12 protein-coding genes are annotated in these 12959 nt (G+C 50.9%); 7 read left to right on the top strand and 5 right to left on the bottom strand.

Annotated elements, in window-relative coordinates:
• Positions 1–512: 512 nt before the first annotated feature.
• The gene (locus GZ59_RS17585; protein WP_011095126.1) at positions 513–2084 is read right to left on the bottom strand and encodes a methyl-accepting chemotaxis protein; all 1572 of its coding nucleotides are present in this window, start codon (positions 2082–2084) and stop codon (positions 513–515) included.
• A 296-nt stretch (positions 2085–2380) separates the two neighbouring features.
• On the opposite strand from GZ59_RS17585, the gene nsrR reads away from it, so the two are divergent.
• The 4 genes from nsrR (at position 2381) to GZ59_RS17565 (ending at position 6563) form a co-directional block, all read left to right on the top strand.
• Positions 2381–2806, top strand: coding sequence for a nitric oxide-sensing transcriptional repressor NsrR (nsrR, locus tag GZ59_RS17580; RefSeq protein WP_011095125.1), 426 nt, complete (start codon positions 2381–2383; stop codon positions 2804–2806).
• A 41-nt stretch (positions 2807–2847) separates the two neighbouring features.
• Complete coding sequence (gene rnr / locus GZ59_RS17575; protein ID WP_011095124.1) at positions 2848–5304, top strand: ribonuclease R; 2457 nt, start codon at positions 2848–2850, stop codon at positions 5302–5304.
• Positions 5305–5406: 102 nt separating this feature from the next.
• On the top strand, positions 5407–6141 hold the full coding sequence (rlmB, locus tag GZ59_RS17570) for a 23S rRNA (guanosine(2251)-2'-O)-methyltransferase RlmB (protein ID WP_011095123.1): 735 nt from the start codon (positions 5407–5409) through the stop codon (positions 6139–6141).
• A 23-nt stretch (positions 6142–6164) separates the two neighbouring features.
• Entirely contained in the window at positions 6165–6563 is a 399-nt protein-coding gene (locus tag GZ59_RS17565) for a DUF350 domain-containing protein (protein WP_011095122.1), read from the top strand.
• A gap of 63 nt (positions 6564–6626) precedes the next feature.
• Here GZ59_RS17565 and bsmA read toward each other — a convergent pair whose 3' ends face one another.
• Positions 6627–6935, bottom strand: a complete 309-nt coding sequence (gene bsmA, locus GZ59_RS17560; protein ID WP_011095121.1) for a biofilm peroxide resistance protein BsmA — start codon at positions 6933–6935, stop codon at positions 6627–6629.
• A gap of 177 nt (positions 6936–7112) precedes the next feature.
• On the opposite strand from bsmA, the gene GZ59_RS17555 reads away from it, so the two are divergent.
• Together GZ59_RS17555 and GZ59_RS17550 are read left to right on the top strand one after the other, a co-directional pair.
• A complete protein-coding gene (locus GZ59_RS17555; protein ID WP_039293476.1) occupies positions 7113–7448 on the top strand; it encodes a hypothetical protein in 336 nt (111 codons plus the stop codon).
• Positions 7429–7890, top strand: coding sequence for a hypothetical protein (locus GZ59_RS17550; protein ID WP_011095120.1), 462 nt, complete (start codon positions 7429–7431; stop codon positions 7888–7890). Before GZ59_RS17555 ends, GZ59_RS17550 begins: the two co-directional genes overlap by 20 nt.
• Before the next feature lie 36 nt (positions 7891–7926).
• On the opposite strand, the gene prfH is transcribed toward GZ59_RS17550, so the two are convergent.
• From prfH to GZ59_RS17535, 3 genes are all read right to left on the bottom strand, one after another.
• Positions 7927–8550: a peptide chain release factor H gene (prfH, locus tag GZ59_RS17545; RefSeq protein ID WP_011095119.1), complete on the bottom strand. Its 624-nt coding sequence runs from the start codon at positions 8548–8550 to the stop codon at positions 7927–7929.
• On the bottom strand, positions 8547–9668 hold the full coding sequence (locus GZ59_RS17540) for an RNA ligase RtcB family protein (protein ID WP_011095118.1): 1122 nt from the start codon (positions 9666–9668) through the stop codon (positions 8547–8549). The genes prfH and GZ59_RS17540 overlap by 4 nt, the downstream gene beginning before the upstream one ends.
• 234 nt (positions 9669–9902) lie before the next feature.
• The gene (locus GZ59_RS17535) at positions 9903–11843 is read right to left on the bottom strand and encodes a methyl-accepting chemotaxis protein (protein ID WP_011095117.1); all 1941 of its coding nucleotides are present in this window, start codon (positions 11841–11843) and stop codon (positions 9903–9905) included.
• Positions 11844–12137: 294 nt separating this feature from the next.
• Between GZ59_RS17535 and yjfP the strand changes: the two genes are divergently transcribed.
• Positions 12138–12890 (top strand): esterase, encoded by a 753-nt coding sequence (yjfP, locus tag GZ59_RS17530; protein ID WP_011095116.1) that lies wholly within the window; start codon positions 12138–12140, stop codon positions 12888–12890.
• Positions 12891–12959 lie beyond the last annotated feature (69 nt).

The raw sequence follows: 12959 nt of genomic DNA, 5'->3' as shown, positions 1-12959 counted from the left end.
TCTTTCTGTCTTTACCCTTGATTCGCTGTTGTCAGAGGCATTTGTTTTACCATGATGCCGTCTGCGGTGTTATCGGGTGATTGGCGGTCCCCCTTTTTCTTTGCGCTGAAATCAATGGGCAGAATTAATAAAATAGCGTGCTATTAATTAATATAATAAATATATTATTAATAAGTAATTAATGATCTGAAACGCATGACTACTGTTATCAATAAGAAATTTATCTTATTGTCTTTTTATTCAATGCATTGACGCGATTATTTTGATCGCTTTTATGCCGAAACCCTATTTATACGCTTATATGTAAAAACAGAGAATAGCGGTAAAAAAATAATACTCAAATTATCTGAAAGTATAACGTGTGAAATGTGTTTTTTTTAAAGTGTCTTTCTGCCTGTTCTCATTATTTATTCGGTTTTTTAGGCGATGTACGGAGGGAATAAAAGGGGAACGGAGGCTATTCTGCGTCATGCTGGTGGTCAGCATGGGAGTTGACCACCAGCGGTGCAAAATTAGGAAAGGCGAGGTTCTACCTGAAACAGCGCCATGGACCGCATTAGCTGTTGAGACTGCTGCTCCAACGACTGCGTAGTCGCGGATGAGGCTTTGACGAGTTGCGCATTGTGCTGAGCGACCTTGTCAATCTGCGTGAAGGCGACATTCACCAACTCGATACCGCGATGCTGTTCTTGCGTAGCGGTAGAAATGTCTCGCATCAGTTGCGTAATACGGATGATTTCATCGGTCACGTCGTCCATGGTTTCACCCGCTTTGGAAGCCAGCTCAAGTCCTTCAGATACGCGCGTCTGGGAATCCAAAATCAGCGAACGGATCTCTTTCGCCGCCTTCGCGCTGTGCTGCGCCAAATTACGCACTTCTCCGGCGACGACGGCAAAGCCTCTGCCTTGTTCTCCTGCGCGGGCAGATTCGACAGAAGCGTTCAGCGCCAGAATGTTGGTCTGAAACGCGATGCCGTCAATTACGCTGAGGATGTCATTGATGCGTTTGGCGCTGGTAGCGATCTCCTGCATTTTTTCAATAACATAACCGACAGATTCGTTGCTGCGGCTGCTGGTGTTCGAGACGTTATTGGCGAGTTGATGGGCCAGTTCGGCGTGATCGGCATTGAGTTTCACGGTCGCGCTCAATTGCTCCATGCTGGCCGCGGTTTGTTCCAGTGCTGCAACGGATTCTTCAGTACGTTGGGAGAGCTGGACGTTTTCTTCAAACAGTTCTCGGCTACCGAGATCGATTTGCGTGCTGGCATCGCGCACTTGGCTAACCGACTCCAGCAGCGCACCCTGCATGCGGCCTATGGCATCGTTGAGTCGGCCCAGTTCGTTGTCTCCGCCTTGAATCAGACGGCGCGTCAGATTCCCAGCGGCGACCTGCTCCAACTGCTCAATGGCATAATCCAGCGGTTTGAGCAGCATGTGCCGCAGTGCGACCCAGGCTAATGCGACCAGTGTGATAGATAACAGGCTGGCAATCGCAATCAGTAACAGCATAATGCGTTCATTACGTTCGGACTGTGCCAGACCCTGTTCGGAAAGCTGCTGGGCATACTGACGGAAATTTTGGATCGATAAATCAAAGGCTTCACTCAGCGTGCCGAGCTGTTTTTCCAGGACTTCATAATATTCGTCGGTATACTGTTTTTGCAGCGCGTTCAGCATCGGGGTCATGCCCTGCTGAAAATAGGCCTGATAGGTTTTCAGCACTTCCTGCGCCAGCGCTTGCTGCTTCGGATCGGCCTTGGCCGATTTGATCACGCGTTGAATGTCTTCCTGTGACTGGCGGAGATGTTTTTCTACGAGCCCAGTTTCCTTAACGCCGTCGTCCAGCAGGCCGATTTCGATTTTCCTGACGGCGAGCGTTGCAGAGGCGCGCGCGCTGAGCGTTTGGTTATAGCCACTCATCAGATTGCCCAGCTCAATGCCTTGAATCTGGTTTTGTGCTGTCAGCGTTTCCCTGTCTTTCTTAATGGCAACCACGCCCATGCCGCTGACGATAAGCAGCAACAGGGTGGTTAGCAGCAACAACGTTAATAAGCCGGTACGAATAGAAATATTTTTCAACCCCATGGTGTCCTTTTCCTTACGCCGCCTTCGTGGGTGATAGCATATCGATCGTTAGATTTGGTGAGTGCAACTAAAGAGAATACGTTATCTGTGTTGCGGTGAGATAAAATTAAAAAGATATGGCAGATGTAAAAAGGGTTGAGTGAGTAGGGTACAACTAGACAATCCCTCGTAACGCAAAGGGTATAAATAATTAGCCGTAGTGTTTGTGCCTGGTTTATTATCTGTCAATAGCGTTGGTTTTTCAGTGGCGTACTCAATACGCCTGTCAATGATACCCAGAGGTATCCGAGGTTTATGTGCAGTTAACAAGTTTCACGGATTATGGCTTGCGGGCGCTGATTTACATGGCGTCACTGCCGAGCGGGAAAATGACCAGCATTTCGGAGGTAACGGAAGTGTATGGCGTGTCTCGTAATCATATGGTCAAAATTATCAATCAACTTAGTCGTGCTGGGTTGGTGATGGCCGTGCGCGGTAAGAATGGCGGCATCCGCCTTGGAAAACCGGCAGAAACAATCCGAATTGGCGATGTCGTGCGCGAGTTGGAGCCGCTCACGTTGGTCAACTGTAGCCATGAGTTTTGCCACATTACTGCAGCCTGTCGCTTGAAACAGGTGCTCCAACAGGCGGTACAAAATTTCCTGCATGAGCTGGATCAATACACGTTGGCTGATATGGTCAAAGAAAACCCGCCGCTTTATAAATTATTGTTGGTTGAATGAGTTTTGTTCAGCCTCCTGCTGATGACAACGGAGGAACCGCAATGTCACAAGATCCATTCCTGGAACGAGAAGCAGAAAAATACGAATCTCCTATCCCCAGTCGTGAATATATCTTGGCGCACATCGCCAAGCGCGATACCCCGATCAGCCGAGAAGAATTGGCCACCGATCTGCAATTAACTGGAGAAGAAGCCCTCGAAGCGCTGCGCCGCCGTCTGCGTGCAATGGAGCGTGACGGTCAGCTTATTTTTACTCGCCGCCAATGCTATGCGTTGCCGGAAAAGCTCGATCTACTGCGTGGCACGGTTATCGGCCATCGCGATGGCTTCGGTTTCCTGCGTGTGGAAGGCCGCAAAGACGATCTTTATCTGTCGGCTGAAGAGATGAAACGGGCGATTCACGGCGATGTTGTGCTGGCGCAGCCGCTGGGTGAGGATCGTAAAGGTCGTCGCGAAGGACGCATTGTGCGCGTGCTGGAACCGCGTACCGGACAAATTGTCGGCCGCTATTTTGTCGATGCGGGTATCGGGTTCGTTGTACCGGATGATAGCCGCCTGAGCTTTGATATTCTGATCCCGAAAGAAGAAATTAACGGCGCTCGTATGGGTTTCGTGGTGGTGGTTGAGCTGACGCAACGCGCCACGCGCCGCACGAAAGCGGTCGGTAAGATTGTCGAGATCCTCGGTGACAACATGGGCACCGGTCTGGCAGTGGATATCGCTCTGCGTACCCACGATATTCCTCACACCTGGCCACCTAAAGTGGAAGATCAGGTGAAGGATCTTTCTGAAGAAGTACCTGAAGCCGCGAAAAAAGGCCGTGTGGATCTGCGTAAGCTGCCGCTGGTCACGATTGACGGCGAAGATGCCCGCGATTTCGATGATGCCGTGTACTGTGAGCCGAAACGCGGCGGCGGCTGGCGTTTGTGGGTTGCGATTGCTGACGTGAGTTATTACGTTCGGCCGAATACACCGCTCGACCATGAAGCACGGGCGCGTGGCACGTCGGTGTACTTCCCATCGCAGGTGGTACCGATGCTGCCGGAAGTGCTGTCGAACGGGCTCTGTTCGCTTAACCCGCAGGTCGATCGCTTGTGTATGGTCTGTGAAATGACCGTTTCGACGCAGGGTAAGCTGTCGTCTTACAAGTTTTATGAAGCGGTGATGAGTTCACACGCGCGTCTGACCTACACCAAAGTGTGGAATATTCTGCAAGGCGATGCCGAGTTGCGTGAGCACTACAAGCCATTGGTTGGCGGGCTGGAAGAGTTGCACCACATGTACAAAGCGCTGGAACATGCGCGTGAAGTACGTGGCGGCATCGCGTTTGAAACTGAAGAGGCGAAGTTTATTTTCAACGCCGAACGCCGTATCGACCGTGTGGAAGCGGTGGTGCGTAACGACGCGCACAAGCTGATCGAAGAGTGCATGATTCTGGCGAATATCTCGGCCGCGAAATTTGTGGAGAAGAACGAAGAGCCCGCATTGTTCCGCGTGCACGATCAACCGAGTGAAGACCATGTATTAGCCCTGCGCAGCGTGCTGGGCGAGCTGGGTCTGACGCTGAAAGGCGGAATGAAGCCGCAGCCGAAAGACTACGCCGAATTGATGAATGAACTGGCGGACCGTCCCGATCGGGAAATGCTGCAAACTATGCTGCTGCGTTCAATGAAACAGGCGATTTATGACCCAGAAAACCGGGGACACTTCGGGCTGGCATTGACGTCTTACGGCCACTTCACGTCGCCAATTCGTCGTTATCCTGACCTGTCGCTGCACCGCGCCATTAAGTATCTGTTAAGCGATCGTCATGAACGTTGGACGTCAACGGGCGGCTGGCATAGCGACATTAACGAGATGCTACAGCTGGGTATGCACTGTTCGATGACGGAGCGTCGTGCGGATGAAGCAACGCGTGACGTCGCGGATTGGCTGAAGTGCGACTTTATGCAGGATCACGTTGGTGAAGTCTTTACGGGGATTATTGCCAGTGTCACCGGTTTTGGCTTCTTCGTGCGCCTGAAAGATTTGTTTATCGATGGACTGGTACACGTTTCTACGCTGGATAATGATTACTACCGCTACGATAATATCGGTCAGCGACTGATCGGCGAATCGCGCGGGCAGGTTTATCGTCTGGGTGATGAAGTGGAAATCCGCGTTGAAGCCGTGCATATGGACGAGCGCAACATTGATTTCGCCTTGATTTCCAGCACGCGCAAGGTGCGTGGCGAAGGGAAAACCGCGCGTGACCGTACGAAGAAACCGGATTCGCGTGAGGCTAAGCCAAGTCGACGCCGCCGTAGCCCAAGCAAAGCGGCCGCAAATTTTGAGCCGGATGCTGCGGTCCGTAAAGAAGGCGATCGCAACGCGACGTCGGATAAGCCAAAAGCCAAACCGAAAAAGAACCGCGATAAAGCGAAAAAGAACGCGGAAAAGACGAATAAAATCGCCGCCGCGACCAAGGCTAAACGCGCGAAGAAAAAGTCTGCTGAGTAAGGTTAGTTAATCTGCTTCCTCCTCGATGAAGAGGAGGAGTAGGGTAAACCTCTATCTCTAATGAACAGGTTCTGCCTGTTATGGTTAATTTGAAGAGTATCAATGAGCGAAATTATTTACGGTATCCACGCGGTTAAGGCACTACTTGAGCGCGATCCACAGCGTTTTCTGGAAGTCTTTATTCTCAAAGGGCGCGACGATCGTCGCCTTCAGCCCGTTATTGCCGAGCTGGAAGCGCAGGGTATCGTCATTCAAGTGGCGAGTCGTCAATGGCTGGATAAGCAGGCTGAAGACGCGGTGCATCAGGGGATCGTAGCGAAGGTCAAAGAGGGGCGGAAATATCAGGAAAATGATCTGCCTGCGATGTTAGACAATCTGGAAATGCCTTTCCTGCTGATATTGGACGGCGTGACCGATCCACATAATCTGGGCGCTTGCCTGCGTAATGCGGATGGCGCTGGTGTACATGCGGTGATTGTGCCCCGCGATCGTTCTGCGCAGTTGAATGCGACGGTGAAGAAGGTGGCCTGTGGCGCGGCGGAAACCATACCGGTTATCAGCGTGACCAATCTGGCCCGTACGATGCGCCTGTTGCAAGAGCGTAATATCTGGATCGTTGGCACGGCCGGTGAAGCGGATCATACGCTGTACCAAAGTAAACTGACCGGTCCGTTGGCGCTGGTGATGGGCGCGGAAGGGGAAGGCATGCGTCGTCTGACCCGTGAGCACTGTGACGAGTTGATCAGCATCCCGATGGCAGGCAGCGTGTCTTCACTGAATGTGTCTGTTGCTACCGGTGTGTGTTTGTTTGAAGCTGTTCGCCAGCGTGGCGGATGAATTTTATTCATTAAGAGGAATTTATGCCGATACTCAATGCGTTGTTAGCGTTTGCATCCTATTTCTTTATCGGGTTTGCCATGGTGCTGGCCTTTTTATTTATCTACACTCGCGTTACGCCGCATGATGAATGGGCGTTGATTAAAGAAAACAACGGCACGGCAGCTATTGGGTTTGGTGGGGCGTTGATTGGCTATGTGATCCCGCTTTCCAGCGCGGCGATTAATTCGGTGAGTCTGGTGGATTACATTACCTGGGGCGTGGTTGCGCTGGTGGTGCAATTGCTGATTTATTTCGCGGTGCGTCTGTATATGCCGCGTCTCAGCCAGCATATCCAGAATAACGATATTGCGTCTGGCGCCTTCCTCTGTGCCGCTTCGCTTAGCGGTGGGATCCTGAATGCGGCGTGTATGTCGTATTAATCTGTCTCAGCATGATGATACCGGGAATCTTCCCGGTATTTTTTTACAGCATACCCTGCGGATTCAACGATACAGCACGGCACGTGCGGACCACAAACCGGGGAGCGTTGCAGCCTCGGATTTCAGTACAATCACATAATAGTGCGCACCAGAGGCATCGGCTTTTTGCTGAATGGCTCGCTCGGCGTCGTCTCCATTCCCGCGTACGGTAACAGAGATCGTACCCACCTTTTCTAACAGGCTGGTTTGCGCGTAACGAATTTCGAGTGCGTGCCCCGCAGGTGGAGGTGCCGCGACAGGCTTCCCTTGTATGAGCTGACAGCCAGACAGCGCCAATATTAAGGGTAAGAAAAGTATCCGTACGATGTTCATCGCTTCAGCCTGACAGGAATAGATAACGGGAGTGTAGCACCGTTACAAAATCTACGATAAAGGCTTAATTTGGGTTGACCAGATTATTATTAATTGTTTATTTTAATTTTTTCATGAGTATGAGTACGGGAATAAACGATCCGATTTTTGTAATCATTTACTTGGATGGAGTAGGGCATGGGAATTGCCACTTGTCAGATCAAGGAACTCACCTTAAGTGCTCGTTCGGTAGAAGCTATTGAACAAATCAACACACTAGTTGATAGCGCAAACCGACTAGCATTCGCTGTTTCAACAACCCCTCTTTACAGTATTTTCAGCGATCCTCGCAGTGCTAAAGACGTAACTTATAATATTAGCGATTATGATTGGGAACTTTACGGCCAAGCGATGGCGGGTATACCAAATATTCTCAGGCATAAATTGGATCAAGTTGTGGAGCCAATGGCATGGTCTTCTGTAGGAGACGAGTCCGAATTCTGGAAGTGTGTTTATGCATCGTACAATAAGTAGGTTTATCTTTTTCTTCTTCTTTATTACTGGCTATACACACGCTGTCGAATCTTCATTACACGAACTAGATTCGATTTATCAGCAGTGCCGTGAGCGAGGAAAGAAGAGTCCCGTCACGCTTCCGTCTGCAAACGATTGGTTCTGGACATTAAACAATGATGATAAAGCCACTGCTCTTATTTATTTGAATGAGAAAGCGATGAATCGCTGTACCGAAAGTGAGGTGGATAAACTGGCGATAAAAGCATTCCATTTGGCAGTGGAGGGGAAGCGGAGTTTTTTGGATACGCTAATTGCGGCGCGAACAACGACGTTGCAGCCCTTGCAGCAGCAATGGATAGAGTCGCATCGTGATGAACTTAATCGACTCGGCGAGCTGCCTGGTCTACAGGTGCCGTTCAGTTTATCCCAATACTTTAAGGTCATTTCTGAGAAAAAATAACGAGCGGGCAATGAGATGCCCACCCGTTAGTTGAGGTTAGCGCGAGGTGGCCAACGTAAAATCTTCGCCCTTGAAGACTTTTACCGGATTGCCGCGTTCTATCTGATGATGGAACAGACGCCGCTGTGCCCGTAGTTCGGCGTGCTGCTGCTGTTGTAACGCTTCCAGACGATAGGCGATGAGATAACACGCCAGACGCTTGTTAGCGTGCTGGCTGCGTTCACTCTGCACCTTCACCGTGATACCGCTAGCGACATGGGTAGCGCGGACGGCAGACTCGGTTTTATTCACATGCTGTCCGCCGGGGCCGGAGGATTTAGTGGTTTCAAAACGAATCTCGTCATCGGCAAACGCCTGTTCCTGATGAAAACGTGCGACGCCGATAAACCAGTTCTTACGTCCGCCACCTTTGCGCCAAGGGCTATTGCACGTCCACTGAAGCGTACCGCACCAGCTTGCAGCCAGCGGTTCTGCCTGCTCACCGTTTAACAGAACCAGTGCGGAACGTAATGTACCGGCACGTTTCCCTACTTCTGTTTCGATGATTTCGCACTCGATGCCTTGCCGCGCGGCATCTCGCGTCAGAGCGTGCAACGCTTTTGCCGTTGCCAGCATGCATTCGTCCGGTCCCTGCGCGGCGGAGAGTTGAAGTAATATCATTTATCTTCCCCGCGCGTTTTGTAGGTGAGCACCGGTTTCAGGCGGGCAATCAGCGTGATTAATCCCGCCTGCTGCATCGCGCCGATCACGCTGTCTATCGGTTTGTAGGCTTCCGGTGCTTCCTGAAAGATCAGCTGCCTGTCCTGACAAATCACCCGACTGCCGAAACGCGTGCGCGCCAGTTGCTGGACGCTATAACGCGAAGACAGTCGATCTTTACACTCCGTACGCATCCACTTTCTGCCCGCGCCATGTGCCAGCGAATAGAGGCTGTCTGCGTGGGGAATGGGTTGCACAATATAGCTGTAGTCGCCGCGTGAACCGGGAATGATAACTGGGCCGCAGTCGGCGGGTGTCGCGCCTTTGCGGTGCAGCCAGCCGGAAATGCTTTCAATCGTTGCCGATGTCACCAAATTATGGTTCACGTCCAGTGCAGCATCGCCCTCCGTATGCCAACGTTCCAGCATCCGCTGCGCGATCAGTCGCCGATTGTGGGTGGCAAACGTCAGCGCAAATTGATGTTGTTCCAGATAGGCCTCAGCAGCTGGCGTGTTGGCTTCAATACCCTGATGACCGAATTCCCGCACGTGGGCTTCCAGTATGGTTTGCCCTAATCCGCGTGAGCCGCTATGCACGAGCAACAGCAGCTGTTTAGGATCAATGTGCAGAGTATTCAGCGCATCTGGCTGATAGATTTCATCAAGCTGCTGTAATTCTGCAAAGTGGTTACCGCCGCCGATGGTGCCCAGCGAATAGCGGAAATCCGCCAGTGCGGGTGGAATATCGATATCGTCTTCCAGTGGCCCATCGATATTGCCAAGCCGTTTTTCCAGCTTATCCAGTGAGATTTTTTTGGCGTTCAAGCCAGTACGCCATAGCGCCATACCGCAGCCGATATCGTTTCCGACTAGCGCCGGATAGAAGCGCTGTTGTGAAAAAAAGGCGGCACCGATGGGATAACCACGGCCCGGATGCAAATCTGGCATACCGGCCACGCGTACCATATCGGGAAGTTGTGATGTAATTTGAAGCTGTTGGATTGCTTTATCTTCAATCCAGGTATTTTCCGTCGCGATCACACTGACGCGCGCCGAAATAGAGCGAATAGCATTGCCCATAGATCATCCTGCTGATCAATTTAAAAATAGGGTAAGGCAGGCTACAGCTGGGGGGATAACGCAAAGCGGAAAAGAATGCGGAATTAGTCCCGAGATGTCCTGCAAAGAATCAGAGTAATTGTTGTCATGATGTCGTCTCCTTTGTCAGTGGGGGAATAGTGGAAAATCGCGGGCATAATACTCAAGTGGTGGCCATCGTGCAATACTGGCAACACGATGACCGCTGTGTGGATGTTAAATACGGAAGACGCTGACCAGCTCGCTGAGATGGTGGCCTTTCTGACGTAGACTCTGCGCGGTATCTTCCGAATTGTTGACCAGAATGGCGTTTTCCTGCGTTGCCTGACCAATCTGTACCATCGCGATGTTTACCTGGTTGATCCCAGCGGACTGCTCGCGTGAGGCGATATCAATATCGTTCACGATGGTGCTGACCTGCAGGATGCGGTTACGTAAGTCGTCCATTACAGCCTGCGTTTTTTCTGAGAAATGATAGCCCGCTTCGATCTTTTCCAGCGATTCATCAATCAAGGTTTCGATCTCTTTCACTGCGGTAGAACTACGCTGTGCCAGTGCTCGCACTTCAGCAGCAACGACGGCGAAGCCCCTGCCGTGTTCGCCCGCACGAGCGGCTTCTACCGCAGCATTGAGCGCCAAGATATTGGTCTGGAAAGCGATAGATTCGATCACCGTCGTGATATCGGCAATCCGCTGAGATGAGTTTTTAATGTCGCTCATCGTAGAGACCGAATCGGTGACGGTCTGGCTGCCGTTTCGCGCTGCGGCTGCGCTCTGCTCCGCCAGATCTTTGGCGGCAGAGACGTTATCGGCGTTCTGCTTCACGCTGGCGGAGAGCTGCTCCATGCTGGCAGATGTTTCTTCGACGCTACTGGCCTGACGGGCAATCTGCTCACTGATATTTTCGCTATCAGCAGCCAGCGCATCGGTGCTGGCACTGATTTCTTCGGAGGAGCTTCTGACCTGTGACACAATCGTTGTTAGCCCCTGTCCGATGCCGTTAATCGCATCGATCAGGCGGCCGACTTCATCGCCGCGATTGCTGGAAAGCGTGGCCGTCAGGTTACCGGCAGAAAATTGCTCCGCCACTTTGACGATTTCAACCAGCGGCTGGCTCAGCCATTTACGCGTCAGCACGACAAAGAATGCCGCGAAGAGCAGAACCAGAATAATGCCACCGCCCAAAAACAGATTGCGGGTGCGGTTAACCTCCGCCATCAGACTTTCTTTGCTGATGGTACCTGCCACAATCCAGTTCCATTGTGGAATACTGCGGTACACCATGATCCGGGTTTTTTCTTCGCCTTTCATCGTGTTGTTGTCGTATTCGATCGTACCATTACCGGTTGCCAGCACTTTCTCTAACGCACCTTCTGACCAGTCAGGGCGTTGGTTGGCATTGCTTTGGTGGTAAAGATAGTTACCTGCATCTTTTCCTTTTTTCGCGCTAAGTACAAAGAAATGGCCTGTCTCACCCATTTTCTTGTTCAGAATAGTTTGCTGCATCTCGGTAAATTGCTTCGTGATGTCGACGCCGACGAACAGAATACCGATAACCTTATTTTCACCATCGTGTATCGGTTGATACTGGGTGATGTACTGTTTGCCGAACAGTGTTGCTAACCCACTGTAGGTTTCACCTTTAATCACCAGTGCATACGCTGGGCTTTCACGATCGAGTTTGGTGCCCATCGCGCGCGATCCATCTTCTTTTTTCAGTGAAGTGGTGATACGCGTAAAATCCTCTCCATCGCGGACAAAAATCGTTGAGATCGCGTGGGTACGGCTCAGAAAGTCATCCGTCACGTCGGTGTTGAGGTTCAATACCGTATCGCCAGCCTTTAGTGTTGGGTGAGAGGTGTTGCTGAAAGGGGTGCGGTTAACGGTATCCAGTGAAAACTGTGTCGGCAGAAAGCTCGCCAGCAGCCGCGTATAGTTGCTGACCTCGGCTTGTAGGCTGGTATCGTACATGTTGATCATGTCAGTGACTCCATTCACCTGACTCTGCATGTCGTTGAGGGTCAACGCTTTCAATTGATCGCCTGCGGAGCGGGTAAGGGTGAGAGTGAAGGCAATGAACAATATCGCCACGCTCAGGGAGGCGATAATTGATAACTTGATACCCAAACCCCAGTGTTTAAAGGAAAGTCCCAACATATGTGTGTCTCTTATAATAAAAAGGTTATTTTTTAGTCTTGCTTCACATGCGTTAACGGCAGTAAATGAAAAAAAATTAATCACGGAGTGTAAACATTCATTTCTGTTATTGATCTAGATCAATGTGATTTTTTTATTTACATAAATATGCCGATTAAACCAGTAAGGAATTAATGAAAACACTGAGATAAGAGGGTGGCTGTAAGTGAATTTATCGTAAAAGGTTGTCCCCTTTTTGCTAAATACGATTTCGCTACATAAAAATAGGCTGACAGAACTGGAAACGAGGGAAATATGGTCGAAATGTCACTGGATAAACTCGGTAGCGGTATCGAAGCGATTCACGCGGCGCCTTTGGGAAGAAGGGAACAGCCTCTACCGACGATTTTTTTCTTCCATGGTTACATGTCGTCAAAGGAGGTGTACTCATATTTTGGCTACGCGCTGGCTCAGGCTGGGTTTCGGGTGATTTTGACTGATGCGGCAATGCACGGTGCCCGCTATAACGGGGATGACGCGCATCGATTGGGGCATTTCTGGGATGTTTTGCAATCGAATATTGAAGAACTTCCCGACTATGTTGCGGAATATCGGCAGCGTGGGCTGATCGACGGTGAACGTGTTGGCGTTTGCGGTGCGTCGCTTGGTGGAATGAGTGCTCTTGGGTGCATGGCTCGCTATCCTTGGATTACTGCGGTGGCTGCATTTATGGGTTCCGGCTATTTCTCCACGCTATCATCAACGTTATTTCCTCCGGTTCCGGCCGATCACGAGGAAAATCAGGCGGTGTTGCAGGCGTTAGCGACCAAACTGGCTGATTATGATGTCACTACACGTCTTGATGCGCTGTCCAATCGGCCGCTGCTTGTGTGGCATGGCGAAGCGGATGATGTCGTGCCAGCGGCAGAAAGTGCACGTCTCCATCAGGCACTACAGGCACGCGGTACACTCGCCAATCTGACGTATCTGACCGAGCCGGGTGTGGCGCATCGTATTACGCCGACGGCGTTACAGGCGGGTGCTGATTTCTTCCAGCGGACGCTGTAATCCCACGCTAATTCTGCAAATATCACAACGTAGAAAACTCCTGTGTTTCTTCCTTGTGTTCTTTAATGT

The organism is Pectobacterium atrosepticum (assembly GCF_000740965.1).
GTDB classification, from domain to species: domain Bacteria; phylum Pseudomonadota; class Gammaproteobacteria; order Enterobacterales; family Enterobacteriaceae; genus Pectobacterium; species Pectobacterium atrosepticum.
This window is presented reverse-complemented; position numbering and strand designations above follow the sequence as displayed.